Raw genomic sequence first — 17,773 nt, 5'->3', positions numbered from 1 at the left:
CCGTCGCGGTCCGGCTTCGGCATGAAGCGAACAGGCCGCATCATGCCTTATCTCTTGGATTGAGCACGATCTTTTTGGAGACCGGCCTCGGGGAACTCCCAAAGGAATTCCCAGGCGGCCAGATCATGCCCTGTTGATCGAATTAGAACGAGGTGCCGCCGCCGAACCGGAATTCCTGCGTGCGATCATTCTTGCCCTTGGTGAGCGGCACTGCGTAGTCGAAGCGCAACGGACCGAACGGCGAGGCCCAGATCAGGCCGACACCGACCGACGACCGGACCACATTGCCGTTGTCATACACCAGGCCCGTACAAGTTCCAGCCGAGACCGGGTTGGTGGTCGATGGCGTACAGCCCGAGTTCCTGGTCGTGGTCATTTCGTTGGTCAGCGACCACGTCGTCGGGCCCTGATAGTCGAAGAGACCGCCGGCGTCGGCGTAAACCGCGCCCTTCAGACCCACTTCCTTCGGAAGGAACCAGAACGGCATCTGCAATTCCAGCGAAGCGCCCCAATATTTGGTACCGCCAAGCGCGTCCTGCGTACCAAAGGGGTTCAAATCGCGCGGGCCGATACCGTTCGGCGCGAAGCCGCGGACGAGGTTCGGACCCATCTGGAAGTGATCCAGCATGCGCAGATCGTTGCTGCCGATCTTGTTCAGGATACCGCCCTGCAGATGGACGAGGCCGACGAGGTCAGACACCAGCGACTGATAGTACTTCGCGTCGGCCACGGTCTTCAGGTAGGAGACATCGCCGCCGACGCCGGCGAAGTCCTGCTTGAAGTCGATGATCAGGCCGTCGGTCGGGTTCTTGTTGTTGTCGAGCGTGTTGTAGGTCAGCGAGTAGCCAAGCGCCGAGGTCAGCGTCTTGCCGCCAGCCAGCTCCTTGCGGACCGGCAGAGACGCTTCGCCATCGTTGTAACAGCCGAGGCCATTGGTTGCCGGGTCCAAGGCGATGCCAGACGCATTGGCAAAGGCCGGGCTCGGGTTGAATGCGGGATTCGGTGTCACACCGTCAGCAAGGAACTGATTGTTGTTACAGTTCGCCAGATAGGACGGCAGCGTGATTTCCTGCTGATAGATCGAATAGCGCAGTTGGAGCGCCAGATCTTCACGCAGGGAGAAGCCGAGTCGCGGCGAGAAGCCGAGCGTCTTGGTGCCGTAGGAGATGTAGCTGTTGGACAGCTGGGTGCGCTGATAGACGTCCAGGCCCAACGCGACGCGGTAATCGAGCAGATAGGGCTCGACGAACGACAGCGAATAGCCGCGGGCGTACTGGCCGTAGGTGACGGAAGCCTTGGCGAACAGGCCGCGGCCGAGCAAGTTACGCTCGGAGACTGAGACTTCGGCCAGCGCACCGTCGGTCGTGGAGTAGCCGCCCGAGACCGAGAAGTCGCCGGTCGACTTCTCTTCGAGATCGACGATCAAAACCACGCGATCGCTGGAAGAGCCCGGCTCCGTCGTGATCTTCACGGTCTTGAAGTAGTCGAGGTTCTTCAGGCGGCGCTCGGCGCGGTCGACCAGCGCACGATTGTAGGCATCGCCCTCGGAGATGTCGAACTCGCGGCGGATCACGTAGTCACGGGTACGGGTGTTGCCCCGGATGTTGATGCGCTCGATATAAGTGCGCGGCCCCTCGTCGACGTTGAAGACGACGGAGACGGTGTGCGCATCGAAATTGCGATCGCCGCCTGGACGCACCACCGCAAAGGCGTAGCCGCGGCGTGAGGCTTCGATCTGCATCTCCTCGACCGACTTCTCGACCGCTTCGACGTTGTAGAGCGAGCCGACATTGACGCGCGAAAAGGCGCGCAGCGAGCTCGGGTCGAAATTCGGGATGCTGCTGCGGAAATCGAGACTTCCGACGCGGTACTGCTGGCCTTCCTCGATCTTGAAGGTGACGTTGAAGCCCTTCTTTTCCGGATCGTATTCCGTGAGTGCAGCCACGACCTGAACGTCGGCGAAGCCGTTCTTCAGGTAGAAGCGGCGAATCAGGTCGCGGTCGGCCTCGACGCGGTCCGGATCGTAAATGTCACCGCTCGAGAGGAAACTCAGCAGATTCGATTCATGCGTCTTGATGATGTCCCGGAGGCGGTAGGACGAGAACGCAGTGTTACCGACGAACTCGATCGACTTCACCGAGGTCTTGGCGCCTTCGTTGACCGTGAAGATGAGATCGACGCGGTTGTTCGGCTGCTCGATGATCTCGGGCGTGACGGCCACGTCATAACGACCGGAGCGGCGATAGATTTCGGCGATTCGCAGCGTGTCGGACTGCACCATGGCGCGGGAGAACGTACCGCGGGCCTTGGACTGCACTTCGGCGGTGAGCTGCTCGTCCTTGATCTTCTTGTTGCCCTCGAACGCGATGCGCCCGATCACCGGGTTTTCCACCACGGAGACGATGATCTGGCCACCGGCACCGCGGTTGATCTTCACGTCCTGGAACAGGCCGGTCTCGATCAGCGCCTTGAGGCCGTCATCGATCGCGCCCTGATCCAGGCGACCACCGGGGCCGGGCTTGAAATAGGAGCGGATCGTCTCCACCTCGACGCGGCGATTCCCTTCAACGGAAATCGACTGCACGGTCTGAGCGAGCGCAGACGAAGACACAAAGACAGCCCCAATCGGGGCAACCACCGGCGCGCCGAACATGATCAGGGTTGCGAGCAAGCCCCCCCGGAGTCGCAGTCCAAACTTCATGCGCAACGCGCCCTTATCAACGTACCAGACCCAACCCCAAAGCCGGTCTGGGAGATTCCCCAAGTCGAAGCCGCTTGTAGCCAATTTCCCCAGTGTCGCAAACGGCAGCTGACACCGTGATTTCAATTTCATTCCAAGACGTTGCCGAAGAGCAACGCCACAAAAAAGCCCCTATCAGGAAGCGGCCATCCGAAGGATGTCGTTGTAGGTCGCGAACACCATCAGCATCAGCACCAGACCGAGCCCGATTCGGAACCCCACTTCCTGAGTTCGCTCGGACAGCGGACGGCCCCGCACCACTTCGGCCGTGTAGAACAGAAGGTGGCCGCCATCGAGCAGCGGAATCGGGAACAGATTGAGGAGGCCGATCGACACCGACAGCACGGCGCACAGATTGATCACGAACTGGAACCCGGCGCTGGCCGCCTGCCCCGACATCTTGGCGATGCCGAGAACGCCGCTGACCTCGTTCGGATTGCCCTGGCCGATGAACAGCGAGCCAAGGAACTTGAAGGTGCTGGTGATGATGAACCAGACCTGCTCGACCCCAATTTTGAGCGCCTCGCTGACACCGACCGGCGAAGTCGAGGCCTCACCGGCCTGGGACTTGTGCTCGACGCCGAGCACGCCGACGCGGTGGCTGTTGCCGAACGGATCCTTGCGCTCGAGTAGCGCCGGCGTCGCCGTCAGCGACACCACCGAACCATCCCGCTTCACCTGGAAAGCCAGCGCCGAACCGGCGCTCGTCGCAACGATCCGCTGCATGTCGGCGAAGCTCTCGATCGGCTTGCCGTCGATCTGCACGACGACGTCGCCGATCTTGAAGCCGGCGGCAGCCGCCGCACCGTCGGCGACAACGCCGTCCACGCGCGCGATCGTGCTCGGCTTGCCGTAGTAAAGAGCCATCCCTGCGAAAATCAGGGCGCCGAGGATGAAATTGGCGATCGGACCGGCCGCGACAATGGCGGCACGCGGGCCGACCTTCTTGTGGTGGAAGCTACCAGCGCGCTCCTCAGCCGTCATGGCCGCGAGGGCCTCAGCCGACGGGGTCGAAGCCTCGCTCTCGTCGCCGAAGAACTTGACGTAGCCGCCGAGCGGGATCGCCGAGATCTTCCAGCGGGTGCCGTGGCGGTCGTTGAAACCGACCAGCTCAGGTCCGAAACCGAGCGAGAAGGTCAACACCCGAACGCCGGCCCAGCGCGCGACCAGGAAATGGCCGAGTTCATGGAAGAACACGACGATGGTCAGGACGAACAGGAAGGGGACCGCGTAACCGAGGAGCCCATGGCTCAACGCATTGAAACTATGGACAAAAAAGTCGATCATCGAATTCCCTCATCCAGCGCCGCAAGGCCCTGGCACCGAACTAGCTAGGATGCCTTTAAGGCAATTTGAGGCAATAGGGCGGCAGCTTTATTTCGCGAAACATGGTCAACGGATATGGCATCGTCCGCTGAGGTCATGGGGCCCTGGTTCCCGCCCCGGATCCAGTCCTCCAGCGTCGCCTCGACCAGCCGGGCAATGGCGCCGAACCGGATCTCGCCGGCGATAAAGGCCGCGACCGCGACCTCGTTGGCGGCGTTGTAGACAGTGGTCGCCCCCTTCCCGTGCCGGAGCGCATCGAAGGCCAGGCGAAGCCCGGGGAACCGTTCGAAATCCGGTGCCTCGAAGGTCAGCTGGCCGATCTTGGCCAGATCGAGCTTCGCCGCCGGCCCCTTGATCCGGTCGGGCCAGCCGAGGCAATGGGCAATCGGGGTGCGCATGTCCGGCGAGCCGAGCTGAGCCATCACCGAGCGGTCGGAGAACTCGACCATGCCGTGGATGATCGACTGCGGATGCACCAGGACGTCGATCTCGTCAGGCGTCAGCGCGAAAAGATAGGACGCCTCGATCACCTCGAGCCCCTTGTTCATCATCGAGGCGGAATCGATCGTGATCTTCTGGCCCATGCTCCAGTTCGGATGCTTCAGGGCCTGTTCGAGGGTCGCCTGCTCGATGTCAGCCGGCTTCCAGGTGCGAAACGGGCCGCCCGAGGCGGTGATGATGACGCGAACCAGCTCGTCGCGATTGCCCGATGCCAGCGCCTGGAATAGGGCGTTGTGCTCGGAATCGGCCGGCAAAATACAGGCGCCCGCTTTGGCCGCGCGCTGCATGAAGAAATCGCCGGCGCAAACCAGGCATTCCTTGTTGGCGAGCGCGACATGCGCGCCGCGATCGACCGCAGCCAGAGCCGGCTTCAGTCCGGCCGCGCCACTGACGGCGGCCATCACCCAATCCGCCGGACGCGCGCCGGCCTCGATCACCGCGCTTTCGCCGGCACCGCATTCCGTGCTGGTGCCCGCGAGTGCGGACTTGAGCTCGGCGAGCTTGGAGGTGTCTGCGATCGCCACGAAGCGCGCGGAGAATTCCTTCGCGAGCTTGGCCAGCGCATCGACATTGCTGTTCGCAGTCAGGGCTTCGACGCGATAGCGCTCGGGCGAAGCGCGCAGCAAATCCATCGTGCTGTCGCCGATCGAGCCGGTGGCACCGAGCACCGTGACGCTGCGGATGTCGGCCGCAGCAGACTTGTTGTTACGCAAAGGGACTGCGCTCATATCCTCACCAAACCATAAGACCGCTTCCGGCGCTATGCACACCGTGGCGGAGAAAGCCGATAATCCATGCCACCAGGATGGCGGCGACAAAGCCGTCCAGGCGGTCCAGAAGTCCGCCATGGCCGGGAATTAAGTGACTGGAATCCTTGACGCCAAAACGTCTTTTCACCGCGGATTCGAACAGATCGCCTGCCTGCGAAACCACCGTGAGGACCGCACTGAGGACCAAGAGTGGAACCGCTTCGCCGAAGCCGGAGGCGGCAAAACCGCCCGCGACCGCCAAGCTTGCCACGACACTGCCGAGCGCACCGGCCCAGGTTTTCTTCGGGCTGACGCGCGGCCACAGCTTCGGTCCGCCAATGCTACGGCCGGCAAAATAACCTCCGATATCGGTCGCCCACACCACGAGCAGCACGAACATCAGCGCAGCGAAGCCGTGCGCGAGATCCTGCCGCACCAGGATCGAGGCCAGCAGCGCTGCGGAGGCATAGGCGAATCCGGTCGCAGCCCAAATGAACTTGCCGCGCGCGATCAGCGCGATGATCGCGCCGCCGACGCAGCCGGTGATCACGGCAGTCTTGAGCGCGCCAAAAGCGACGCCGGCCCCCATCATGGCGATGACGATCGTCCCCGCCCCGGTCAGCACGGCAGACCCCGCCCCTACCACCATCAGCCATTCCGCGAACAGTCCGATCGACACCAGGGTGACGAGAAGCGCCCACAGCCAGCCGCCGGCATAGGCGAGCGCGATCGCGAATGGAGCCAGCACCAGCGCTGCGAGAACTCGCATCACGAGATTGCTCGAGGCGGGCGTCGCGCCCGCCGGTGTGGCGTCGGGTTCGCTCACGAGGCGGTTTTCGCGACCAGGCCGCCGAAACGGCGCTCGCGTCTGGCGAATTCGGCGATCGCGCTTTCGAGCGCCGCCTTGTCGAAATCGGGCCAGTGGACCGGCACGAACACAAGCTCGCTATAGGCGGCCTGCCACATCAGGAAATTGGACAGGCGCTGCTCGCCGCTGGTGCGGATGATGAGATCGGGATCGGGAATGTCGGGCGCGTCGAGATGGGCGCCGAGAGCATCGGCGTCGATCGAGGCAGGATCGCGCGTGCCGTCTGCGACTTCGCGCGCGAGCTTTTGCGCCGCTTTCGCGATCTCCTGCCGCGAGCCGTAGTTGAAGGCGACGACGAGCGTGAGGCGCGTGTTGTCGCGCGTCAATTCTTCGGCCTCGTTCAGCAGCGCGCAGATGTCACCCTCGAGCCCGTCGCGCTCGCCGATGATGCGAACTTTGACGCCGTCGCGATGCAGGCTCGCGAGATCGTTGCGGATGAAGCGCTTGAGCAGACCGAAGAGATCGCCGATCTCGCTCGCCGGGCGCGACCAATTCTCCGAAGAAAACGAGAAGATGGTGAGATAGCGGATGCCGAGCTCGTGCGAGGCGCGCACGACGCGGCGCAGCGCCTCGACGCCGCGGCGATGCCCCTCTGCCCGCGGCAGACCGCGCGCGGCCGCCCAACGCCCGTTGCCATCCATGATGATGGCGACATGCGCAGGCGCGTCGGACCGATCGGGTCCTTCCGTTGCAGGCGCGGCGGCGTTGGACATGGAAGCGGCCTTAAAGCATGATCCGGAAGAGTGCGAAGCGGTTTTCCGACAAGATCATGCGCGAACAATACTCTAAAGCGCGATGACGATTCTCATCGCGCTTTAGACGGTGAGGATTTCTTTTTCCTTGGTGGCCAGCAGCTGATCGATCTCGGTGATCGTGCCATCGGTCGCCTTCTGCACCTCGTCGGAGTGACGCTTCTGATCATCCTCCGACATTTCGTGATTCTTTTCGAGCTTCTTCAGAACGTCGAGGCCGTCGCGGCGGACGTGGCGCGCGGCGACCTTGGCGGCTTCGGCGTATTTGTGCGCGACCTTGACGAGCTCCTTGCGGCGCTCCTCGTTGAGCTCGGGAATGCGCAACCGCAGCACCTGGCCTTCGGTCGCCGGCGACAAGCCGAGATTGGAATCGACGATCGCCTTCTCGACCGGCTTCACCATCGATTTGTCCCAGACCTGCACCGAGATCATGCGCGGCTCGGGCACGCTGACGGTCGCGAGCTGGTTCAGGGGCATGTGGCTGCCATAAGCCTCGACCTGCACCGGATCGAGCATCGAGGCCGACGCGCGGCCGGTCCGCAGGCCGCCGAGCTCGTGCTTGAGGGACGCGACGGCGCCCTGCATGCGGCGCTTCACTTCGTTAATGTCGAAATTACCCGTGGCCATCCCGTTTCTCCTTCAATATCCCGGCGACCTCACCGCGCCCTTCCCTCGGGGCACTGCCGATGAGCCGTCAGCCGGCGACAATCGTCCCGTGGCCGGCGCCACGCAGAATCGCGCCGATCGAACCGGGCTCCGCGATCGAAAATACGATGATAGGCAGCAACGTCTCGCGGGCAAGTGCGAAGGCGGTCGCATCCATCACCTTGTAGCCGCCCTCGATGGCCTGCGAATGCGTCAGCCGATCGAAGCGCGTGGCGGACGGGTCCTTCTTCGGGTCGGCCGAGTAGACGCCGTCGACATTCGTCGCTTTCAGCACTGCCTGGGCGCCGATCTCGGCGGCACGCAGCACCGCCGTCGTGTCCGTGGTGAAGAACGGATTGCCGGTTCCACCGCCAAGCAGCAAGATCCGGCCTTCGGCGAGGTATTTGTGCGCCGCGGTGCGAGTGAACAGCTCGGAAACCTCGGGCATCACGAAGGCGGACAGCGCCCTCGCCGGCGTGCCCTTGCGCTCGATCGTAGCTTCAAGCGCGAGGCAGTTCATCATGGTGGCAAGCATGCCCATTGTGTCGCCGGTCGGGCGCGACACCCCGCGGGAGGACACCTCGACGCCGCGAAAGATGTTGCCGCCGCCGATCACGACTGCAACCTCGCATCCGAGCTGACGGGCGGCGATCAGATCGTCCGCAACCCGGTCCATGGTCGATTGATCGATGCCGAAGCCCTGCTGTCCCGCGAGATATTCGCCGGACAGCTTGATCACAACGCGACGATAGACCGGATCAGTCATGAGCAGTTTCCTTGTCCGGGCGCCGCTTCCGGCGGCCGCCGGAAGGAACGTTCCGGCGCTTACTTCTTGCCGCTGGCCGCCGCGACCTCGGCCGCGAAGTCCGATTCCTGCTTCTCGATGCCCTCACCGAGAGCATAGCGCACGAAGCCGGCAATCTTGATGGCGCCGCCGACCTTGCCCTCGGCTTCCTTCACCGCCTGTGCCACCGACTTGCCGGTGTCGTGAATGAAGGCCTGCTCGAGCAGGCAGACTTCCTTGTAATAGGTCTTCAGGCCGGACTCGACGATCTTCTCGATCACGTTCTCCGGTTTTCCCTGCTGACGATATTTGTCGGCGAGCACGTCCTTCTCGCGCTTGACGACTGCCGGGTCGAGACCGGACGGCTCGAGCGCGAGCGGGTTGGTGGCCGCGACATGCATCGCGATCTGGCGGCCGAGTGCAGCGAGCTCGTCGGCCTTGCCAGGCGATTCCAGCGCCACGATCACGCCCATCTTGCCGGCGCCCTCAACGACCGCGCCGTGAACGTAGCTTGACACCACGCCCTGGCTCACTTCGAGCGAGGCGGCACGGCGCAGCGTCATGTTCTCGCCGATGGTGGCGATCGCGTCATTGATCGCGGCTTCCACCGTGACGTCACCGACCTTGGCGGCCTTGATCTTCTCGACATCGGCGCCAACGTCGAAGGCAACCTGGGCGACCATCTTGACCAGCCCCTGGAACTGGCCGTTACGCGCGACGAAGTCGGTCTCGGAGTTGACCTCGACCACCACGCCCTTGTTGCCCTTGGTGAGCGCGCCGATCAGGCCCTCGGCCGCGACGCGGCCGGACTTCTTGGCGGCCTTCGACAGGCCTTTCTTGCGCAGCCAGTCCTGCGCCGCTTCCAAATTGCCGTCGTTTTCCGTCAGCGCGGCCTTGCAGTCCATCATACCTGCGCCGGTCGACTCGCGCAGGTCCTTGACCATCGCAGCTGTGATCGTTGCCATCGTTGAAAATCCTTTTGCCTGCTGATTTGCCGCGGCGCGGCCCGATCGCCCCGCCGCGGTCCATCTCAGGGATTCGCGTCAACTGAATGAAATGGTGGCCGGAGTTGATCCGGCCAACCCATCGCTCTTTTTGACTATTCCGCTTCCGCGGTCAGCGCCTTGGCCTTGGCCACCCACGCGTCGGCACGGCTGGGGAGACCAACCTCTTCGCCGATCTTGTGCGCGGTGGTGTGATCGAGTTCGGCGAGCTGCCAGAAGTGGAAAATACCGAGGTCGTTGAACTTCTTCTCGATCTCGCCCGACACGCCCGGGAGCTTCTTGAGATCGTCGGCGGTGCCACGCGGACCGGCAAGGCCCTGGAAGCCGCTTGCGGCGGGCAGCTCTTCTGCGACCGGCCGAACCGAAGCACCGACGTCGACGCCGGAATCGCCCTGGGCGCGCGAAATGCCGTCAATCGCTGCGCGCGCGATCAGGTCGCAATACAGCGCGATCGCGCGGCCGGCGTCGTCATTGCCCGGCACCACATAGGTGATGCCCTTCGGGTCCGAATTGGTGTCGACGATCGCAGCGACCGGGATATTGAGCCGCTGGGCTTCCTGGATCGCGATGTCTTCCTTGTTGGTGTCGATCACGAAGATCAGGTCGGGCAGACCGCCCATGTCCTTGATGCCGCCGAGCGAGCGGTCGAGCTTGTCGCGCTCGCGCTGAAGCGTCAGGCGCTCTTTCTTGGTGTAGGAGGAGGCATCGCCGCCCGAGAGCACGTCGTCGAGATGACGCAAGCGCTTGATCGAACCCGAGATCGTCTTCCAGTTGGTCAGCGTGCCGCCGAGCCAGCGCGAATTGACGAAGTACTGCGCACAGCGCTTGGCCGCGTCGGCAACGCCGTCCTGCGCCTGGCGCTTGGTGCCGACGAACAGGATGCGGCCGCCCTTGGCGACGGTATCGCTGACCGCCTGCAAGGCCGTGTGCAGCAGCGGCACGGTCTGGGCGAGGTCGACGATGTGGATGTTGTTGCGAGCACCGAAAATGAACGGCGCCATTTTCGGATTCCAGCGGTGAGACTGGTGACCAAAGTGCACGCCAGCTTCGAGCAGCTGACGCATAGTGAAATCGGGTACTGCCATCGTTCTAATTCTCCGGTTGGTTCCTCCGGAAGCGTGTGAGCAAGACGGAGCGTTGTCGCCCCGGCTGCCACCGGACGGCCTTGTGAGCCATGCTTCCGTGTGAGATGGCGCGCTGTATAGCGCCATTTCGGCCAGAAGCAAGGAAATAAGGGCCTTTCGGGGCTTCTACCGCCCGCAAAAAGGCCCATTCCGGCAATTCCGCCCTGCCCGCTAGCATTTTGGCTGATTGGGCGGGCATTTTCTCGGGGCCGCCGCAGGAGGACGTGGCGGCGGCGGGGCCGGCCGTGGCGGCGCGACAGCCACCCGGGGAGGCGGCGGAGGTGGCGCCACCCGGGGTGGCGGAGGTGGCGCCGGGCGGGCCACCGGCGGCGGCGGAGGCCGTACGGCGGCGACTGGCGGCCGCGGCGGTGGTGCGGCCATCCGTGGGGGAGGTGCAGCCACCCGCGGCGGCGGCGCTGCCACTCGTGGCGGTGGCGGCGTCGGTCTTGCGACCGCCTGCGGACGCGGCGGTGCCGGCGCCGGCCTTACGGCTTGCACAGGCGGCGGCGCGGCCCGCTGATTCTGCGGCCGGATCGGCTCCCGCGCCGCGACTGGTGGCGGCGAAGGCGGCGTCGGCTTCGCGTTGGTCACGGCGGGCTTGCCGGCCGGGGGCGTTGTCGGCGGAGTGACCGCCGGCTCATGTACCAGCGATTTCGCGTGCGGCTGCGGCCCGCCGATTGGCGGCGTTTGTGCCACGGGCGGCTTGGAGGTCGGTGCGGTCGCAGCGTTGGCCGGAGCGGCCGCATTGGCAGGCGCCGTCGCCGCATTGGGATGCCCCTGCGGCAGACCGTTGGCCGGTGCCGTTGCCGTCGGCGCCAGCCGGTTCGGGGCCGCACCAGCCGGTGCGGGTGGCGTATTCTGGGCGCCCGGAATCGGGAGCGCGTGGCCCGCCGCCGGTGGGGTCGTCTGCGGCGCAACTGCCGTCGGCGTGGCGTTGACCGGCTTCACCATCATCGCCGCCGGCTTTGCCGTCGGGTTGCTGACAAGCGCGGCCTGGCTCGGCTTGAGCTGCCGGGTCGGATTGGCCTGGATCGCCTGCGCCTGGAGCTTCACCGCCGTCGGCACCTGTGTCATCCCGCCTGCGCGCCCCGGTCCGTTCGCCGCAATGGCTGCGGCCGCAGCGGCATTTCCCGCCGGCAGCGCGGCCGGAGGCTGGTTGATCACGGTGTTGATGACCGTGGTGTTGTGGATGTTCTGAAACACTATGTTGTTCGGCGGCGGCGCGACATAGACCGGCGGCCTGACGAACACCGGGATCGGTACGAACACCGGTTGCGGCAGCACGAACAGGCCGACGACGGCGAGCGGCGGTGCCAGCACGACGAAATCCGGCGGTGGCGGCGGGCAGAAATAGACTGGCGGCGGCGGTGGCGGCGCGAAGCCAAAATCAGGGTCGCTGAAATACAGCACCGGACGGTCGACATAGACCACCTCCTCCGGCGGCGGTGGCGGCACGTCATAATCCATCATCGCGAAGGTCGGCGGCGGCTCGAGCGGCGCGGTCAGGATCGCAAGCCTGCGCCGGGCGTCGCCCGCATGCGGCCCGCGCGGATAACGGCGCAGATACGACCAATAGGCGTCCGGCGTATCGGCGCGATAGCTCCGCCGCCAGGTGATCGCCTCGCGGCGCGCCGCCACGATCGCCATCACGCGCTTCGCCATGGGATCACCGGGATAGGCGGCGAGAAATTCCTCGTAGGCCGGCAGAGTGTCGCGCTCGAGCGCGGCCGCATAGGCGTCCTGCACGCCGAGATCACGGATCGGCTTGTCGCGCAGCGCGGCGACCTGGTCGGGCGCAGCCTGCGGCGGCGGCGCGTCGGGGGCGCGCTCGAAGAAGGCAAATTGCGCGCTGACCTTCTGGTCGTCCCACGGCACCTGCGCGCCCTTGGAGGCCTCGTTGACGCGCAGGCGAACGCGGTCGAACACCTCCGGCAACGACAGGCCGCCGGTGCGGATCATCTCGGCGAGCGATTGCGCATAGATGCCGTACGGCCCCGGCTCTTCCGGCGCCACCGTGCCCGGCGCGGCGTTGAAGGCGACCAGCATGTTCGGATCGGGCTCGACCAGCGCCAGGCCACTCGCGATCGGCTGCTGGCCGCCCTCGATGAAGGGCTGCGCGCGCGCCGCGTCGAGCACGACGATGCTGGCCTTGAGCGGGATCGAGGCGAGCTGCCGGGCATAGTCGCTGATGCGCAGTGCTTCGGTTGGAATGTCGGTATCGCGCGCGATGTTGGAATCGACCGGGATGAAATAGTTCTCGCCGGCCAGCTGCACGCCATAGCCGGCCAGATAGATCATCGCGACGGTGCCGGGTCCCGAGGCCTGCGCCTTCTGGATGAAATCGCGCAAGCTCTTGCGCAGCGTGTCGCCGTCGAGATCGCGTGCGCCGACCACATCGAACCCCGCCGCCTGCAGCGTCTGCGCGATCAGGCCGGCATCGTTCGCGGTGGTTGCCAGCGGCGACTTCGAATAGGCGCCATTGCCGACCACGAGCGCAATGCGCTTTTCCTGCTGCTGCGCCCGCACTGGGCCAAGCCCGCCCGCAACGAACAGGATCGGCAGAAGGAGACAGATGAAGACCTTGTGTGTCCCGCGCATGTGCTCGCCCGTTATTGTTGTTGAGATGCTACCGCGCATGAGACGCGCGGCCAGCTGAACGGCACTTGAACGAAAGGCTCGGATTGAGGCGGCCGCATGGCGCCAGCCGGGCTCGACGTCTTGCGTAAGCTCAGCGTCAGCTTCACGCTTTTGCGTAAGCTTCAGCCTTGATCTTTGCCTTGCGCGATCAGATCCACCGTACCCGTCGTGAGCCGGTAGATGCCGCCGGCGATCTTCAGCTTGCCCTGTTCCACGGCGGCACTGAGGATCGGCGCGGCCGATTTCAGCTTCGCGACATTGTCGACCACGTTCTGCCGGATCGCCTTGTCGAGCACCTCCCCGCCCTGCTGCATCGCAGCTTTTGCGGCGGGCGCGATCGCATCGACCAGCGAGGGAATGTGTCCCGGCGGCGGCTTGTCGTCCTTGATCGCCTTCAGCGTCGCATCGACCGCGCCGCATGCATCATGGCCGAGCACGAGGATCAGCGGCGTGTTGAGCACGGCGACCGCGTATTCCAGGCTGGCGATGGTTTCGGTGCCGGCAAAATTCCCGGCGACGCGGCAAACGAAGAGATCGCCGCGGCCGGTGTCGAAGGCATATTCCGGCGCGATGCGCGAGTCCGCGCAGCTCAGCACCGCCGCGAACGGGTTCTGCCCGCCGGCCAGCGCCTCGCGCTCATGCTTGAAATCGTGGCGCCGCGCCACGCCGTCGACGTAGCGCGCATTGCCCTCCATCAGCCGCTTCAACGCCGCGTCCGGCGACAGAACGTTCTGCGGTTTGGGCGGCGGCTTGCTGCCCTTGGCGAAGGCTCCGCCGCCGAAGGCGGTGCCAAGTGCGGCAGCAGTCAGCAGCATCGCGGACCGCCGCGACGGCGTCAGCCTGTCAGTCATGGTTTCAGAGCACTGATCACACATGTCCCGCTCCCTCCCGGCGCCACGGACGCGCCCTCATCGACGAGCACCATCGCGGCCGATCATAGCCGCGATCACATGACGAAACCACTACACCCGCGACGCGCCTTCGCGGCAACAGGCTAGATCTGCTGCACGTCCACGACACCGGCCACCGCCTTGATGGCGCCTGCGATCTGCGGCGAGACCTTGAAGCGGCCGGGCAGCTTCATCTCCACCTCGGTCTCGAGGTCGAGCATCATCACCAGCGAGACCTCGCCGTCGCCGTTCGAGCGTGGCGCGATGCCGGGACTGCCGATCTTTGGCGCGGCACCGTTCGTGCCCGCGGCCTCGGGGCCCGCCAGACGCCTGGCGATCGAGTCCAGCGACTTGGTATCGCGCACGAAGATGCGCAGGCCCTTCTGTGTCTTGGCGGCGGCATCATCCAGCGGCTCGGCATGCAGCACGCGGGCGCGGACGTCTTCGCCCTGCAATTCGGCGCCGAGCTGGAGCAGCACCGCGGCGCCCGGCTCCAGCACGTCGCGATAGAGCGCGAGGCCTTCGGAGAACAGCACAGCCTCGAAGTGGCCCGTGGGATCAGAGAGCCCCATGATGCCCATCTTGTTGCCGGTCTTGGTGCGCCGCTCCATGCGCGAGACCACGGTCGCCGCGACCTTGCCGGCGGTGGCGCCGGTCTTCACCGCGCGCGAGAATTCCGCCCAGCTCTGCACCCGCAGCCGCTTCAGCACGGTGGCGTAATCGTCGAGCGGATGGCCCGACAAAAAGAAGCCGATCGCGTCATATTCGCGGCGCAGCCGCTCGGCCGGCAGCCACGGCTCGATCTGCGGCAGCATGATGGTCGGCGCGTCCGCCGACATGCCGAACATATCGTTCTGGCCGATGGTTTCGGCCTGATGCGCACGCTGGCAGGCGGCCAGGATCGAGTCCGCACCGGCGAAGACGCGGGCGCGGTTCGGCTCCAGCGTGTCGAACGCGCCAGCGGCGGCGAGACTTTCGATGATGCGCTTGTTGATCGCACGCGGATTGACGCGTGCCGCGAAGTCGGCGAGCGAGGTGAACAGCCCCCGCTTGGTCCGCTCCTCGATGATCTGGTCGATCGCATGGATGCCGACGCCCTTGAGCGCGGCGAGCGCGTAGTAGATGACCTTGTCGCCGACCTCGAAGGACGCGCCGGAGCGATTGATGTTCGGCGGCTCGACCTTGATGCCGAGGCGCTGCGCCTCGGAGCGGAATTCGGAGAGCTTGTCCGTGTTGTTGAGATCGAGCGTCATCGACGCCGCGATGAACTCCACGGGATAATGCGCCTTCATGTAGGCGGTGTGGTAGGACACCAGCGCGTAAGCCGCAGCGTGGCTCTTGTTGAAGCCGTAGTCGGCGAACTTCGCCAGCAATTCGAAGATGGTCTCGGCCTGCGCTTTCGGCACGCCGTTCTTCACTGCGCCGGCGACGAAGATGTCGCGCTGCTTGTCCATCTCGGCGCGGATCTTCTTGCCCATGGCGCGGCGCAACAGGTCGGCGTCGCCGAGCGAATAGCCCGACATCACCTGCGCGATCTGCATCACCTGTTCCTGGTAGATGATGACGCCGAAGGTTTCCTTCAGGATCGGCTCCAGCACGGGGTGGAGATATTCGGACTCCTCGTCGCCGTGCTTGCGCGAGCAATAGGTCGGGATGTTCGCCATCGGGCCCGGGCGATACAGCGCGACCAGCGCGATGATGTCCTCGAAACGGTCGGGACGCATGTCGACCAGCGCGCGCCGCATGCCCTGGCTTTCCACCTGGAACACGCCGACCACCTCGCCGCGCGCCAGCATCTGGTAGCTCTCGGCATCGTCGATCGGCAGTGTCGCGAGATCGACATGGATGTCGCGCGGCTTGAGCAGTTTGCACGCGACGTCGAGCACGGTCAGCGTCTTCAGGCCGAGGAAGTCGAACTTCACCAGGCCCGCCGGTTCGACCCATTTCATGTTGAACTGGGTCACCGGCATGTCCGACTTCGGATCGCGATACATCGGCACGAGTTCGCTCAGCGGGCGATCGCCGATCACGATGCCGGCCGCGTGGGTCGAGGCGTGGCGGGTCAGGCCTTCGAGGCGCTGTGCGATGTCGAAGGCGCGAGCCACCACCGGGTCTTCATCGCGAAAGGCCTGAAGCTTCGGCTCGCTCTCGATCGCAGCCGCCAGCGTCACCGGCGCGGCCGGATTTTGCGGCACCAGTTTGGTGAGCTTGTCGACCTGGCCATACGGCATTTGCAGCACGCGGCCGACGTCGCGCAGCACGCCGCGCGCCTGCAGCGTACCGAAGGTGATGATCTGCGCGACCTGGTCGCGACCGTAGCGCTCCTGGACGTACTTGATCACCTCGCCGCGGCGGTCCTGGCAGAAATCGATGTCGAAGTCCGGCATCGACACGCGCTCGGGATTGAGGAAGCGCTCGAACAGCAGGCCGAACTTGATCGGATCGAGATCGGTGATGGTCAGCGCCCACGCCACCAGCGAGCCTGCGCCGGAGCCGCGGCCCGGTCCGACCGGAATGCCCTGACCTTTGGCCCATTTGATGAAGTCGGACACGATCAGGAAGTAGCCCGCGTATTTCATGCGCATGATGACGTCGAGCTCGAACGCCAGGCGTGCGCTGTAATCCTCGTCCGTGGTGCCCTGCGACACGCCGTGGACGCTGAGCCGATTGGCGAGCCCCTCCTCCGCCTGCCGCTTCAATTCGGCCGCCTCGACCGCAGCCGCATCGGAGCTGCCTGCGGCGCCGACCGTGAAGAACGGCAGGATCGGCTTGCGCGTCATCGGGCGGAACGAGCAGCGCTCGGCGATCTCCACCGTGGACGCGAGCGCCTCCGGAATGTCGGCGAACAGCACCGCCATTTCGGCGCGGGTCTTGAACCGGTGATCGGGCGTGAGCTGCTCGCGCTCGGTCTCCGCGATCAGCCGGCCACCGGCGATGCAGAGCAGCGCATCATGCGCTTCGTAGTCGTCGGTCGCGGCGAAATACGGCTCGTTGGTCGCCACCAGCGGCAGGCCTTTGGCATAGGCGATGTCGATCAGCCCGCTCTCGACGCGCCGTTCCTTGTCGAGATTGTGGCGCTGCAATTCGACATAGAGACGATCGCCGAACAGGCCGGCAAGTCGCTCGCAACGCGCGGCGGCAACCTCAGTCTGGCCGCTCGCAAGCGCCAGCGAGATTGGCCCGTCGGGGCCGCCGGTCAGGACGATCAGGCCTTCGGTCTCGCCGTCGAACCAATCGAACTTGATGAACGGTGCGTGGCTGTCGGGCGATTCGAGGAACGCGCGCGAGTTCAGCCGCATCAGGCTGCGATAGCCACGCTCTTGCGCGGCCAGCAGCACCACGCGCGAGGGCGGCAGCGCGTTGCGCGCGGTGGGATCCTGGTCGCCGAAATCGATCGCGAGCTCACAGCCGACGATTGGCTGGATGCCGGAACCCGCCATCTTGTCCGAGAATTCGAGCGCACCGAACAGATTGTCGGTGTCAGTCAGTGCCAGGGCCGGCTGGTGGTCCTTCTTCGCCAGCTCCGCGAGCTTGGCGATCTTGATCGAGCCCTTGAGCAGCGAATAGGCCGAGTGAACGTGAAGGTGGACAAATCCGGCGCTCGGCATGGTCGCGTGACGGCCTCTTGCAGATGAGATGGGGCGCTCGCCGGCAGTGGAGGCATCTGCACGCACCCGGCCGACTCGCCTCACAATGGTGGGGGCTCGTCGCGCCAGAGTCCACGCCGGAGCGGCCGATCGGCCGCCTCATCCC

12 protein-coding genes are annotated in these 17,773 nt (G+C 65.2%); all 12 read right to left on the bottom strand.

All coding sequences use genetic code 11. The features are described from left to right. Positions 1 to 142 precede the first annotated feature (142 nt). The gene (bamA, locus tag ABIA96_RS15730; RefSeq protein WP_354137952.1) at positions 143 to 2,701 is read right to left on the bottom strand and encodes an outer membrane protein assembly factor BamA; all 2,559 of its coding nucleotides are present in this window, start codon (positions 2,699 to 2,701) and stop codon (positions 143 to 145) included. A gap of 174 nt (positions 2,702 to 2,875) precedes the next feature. Continuing rightward, positions 2,876 to 4,027 carry an RIP metalloprotease RseP gene (gene rseP, locus ABIA96_RS15725; RefSeq protein ID WP_354137951.1) on the bottom strand — a complete coding sequence of 384 codons (1,152 nt, stop codon included), beginning with the start codon at positions 4,025 to 4,027 and terminating at the stop codon, positions 2,876 to 2,878. Between the two features lie 44 nt (positions 4,028 to 4,071). After that, entirely contained in the window at positions 4,072 to 5,295 is a 1,224-nt protein-coding gene (gene dxr / locus ABIA96_RS15720; RefSeq protein ID WP_354137950.1) for a 1-deoxy-D-xylulose-5-phosphate reductoisomerase, read from the bottom strand. Between the two features lie 4 nt (positions 5,296 to 5,299). After that, positions 5,300 to 6,142, bottom strand: coding sequence for a phosphatidate cytidylyltransferase (locus ABIA96_RS15715; protein ID WP_354137949.1), 843 nt, complete (start codon positions 6,140 to 6,142; stop codon positions 5,300 to 5,302). Beyond that, entirely contained in the window at positions 6,139 to 6,897 is a 759-nt protein-coding gene (locus ABIA96_RS15710; RefSeq protein ID WP_354137948.1) for an isoprenyl transferase, read from the bottom strand. Before ABIA96_RS15710 ends, ABIA96_RS15715 begins: the two co-directional genes overlap by 4 nt. Positions 6,898 to 6,999: 102 nt before the next feature. Next, the gene (gene frr, locus ABIA96_RS15705; RefSeq protein ID WP_354137947.1) at positions 7,000 to 7,563 is read right to left on the bottom strand and encodes a ribosome recycling factor; all 564 of its coding nucleotides are present in this window, start codon (positions 7,561 to 7,563) and stop codon (positions 7,000 to 7,002) included. Positions 7,564 to 7,630: 67 nt separating this feature from the next. Then, on the bottom strand, positions 7,631 to 8,347 hold the full coding sequence (gene pyrH, locus ABIA96_RS15700; protein WP_354137946.1) for a UMP kinase: 717 nt from the start codon (positions 8,345 to 8,347) through the stop codon (positions 7,631 to 7,633). Between the two features lie 59 nt (positions 8,348 to 8,406). Then, a complete protein-coding gene (tsf, locus tag ABIA96_RS15695; RefSeq protein WP_354137945.1) occupies positions 8,407 to 9,330 on the bottom strand; it encodes a translation elongation factor Ts in 924 nt (307 codons plus the stop codon). A 134-nt stretch (positions 9,331 to 9,464) separates the two neighbouring features. Beyond that, positions 9,465 to 10,454 (bottom strand): 30S ribosomal protein S2, encoded by a 990-nt coding sequence (locus ABIA96_RS15690; RefSeq protein WP_354137944.1) that lies wholly within the window; start codon positions 10,452 to 10,454, stop codon positions 9,465 to 9,467. A gap of 210 nt (positions 10,455 to 10,664) precedes the next feature. Continuing rightward, complete coding sequence (locus tag ABIA96_RS15685) at positions 10,665 to 13,091, bottom strand: caspase family protein (RefSeq protein ID WP_354137943.1); 2,427 nt, start codon at positions 13,089 to 13,091, stop codon at positions 10,665 to 10,667. 161 nt (positions 13,092 to 13,252) lie between these two features. Further along, entirely contained in the window at positions 13,253 to 14,005 is a 753-nt protein-coding gene (locus tag ABIA96_RS15680) for a carbonic anhydrase (RefSeq protein WP_354137942.1), read from the bottom strand. 119 nt (positions 14,006 to 14,124) lie between these two features. After that, a complete protein-coding gene (gene dnaE, locus ABIA96_RS15675) occupies positions 14,125 to 17,628 on the bottom strand; it encodes a DNA polymerase III subunit alpha (RefSeq protein WP_354137941.1) in 3,504 nt (1,167 codons plus the stop codon). Between the last annotated feature and the right edge of the window lie 145 nt (positions 17,629 to 17,773).

Source organism: Bradyrhizobium sp. LB11.1 (assembly GCF_040549385.1).
Taxonomy (GTDB): Bacteria; Pseudomonadota; Alphaproteobacteria; order Rhizobiales; family Xanthobacteraceae; genus Bradyrhizobium.
Note: the sequence above shows the minus strand (reverse complement) of the source record. Positions and strands in the feature narration are given on the sequence as shown.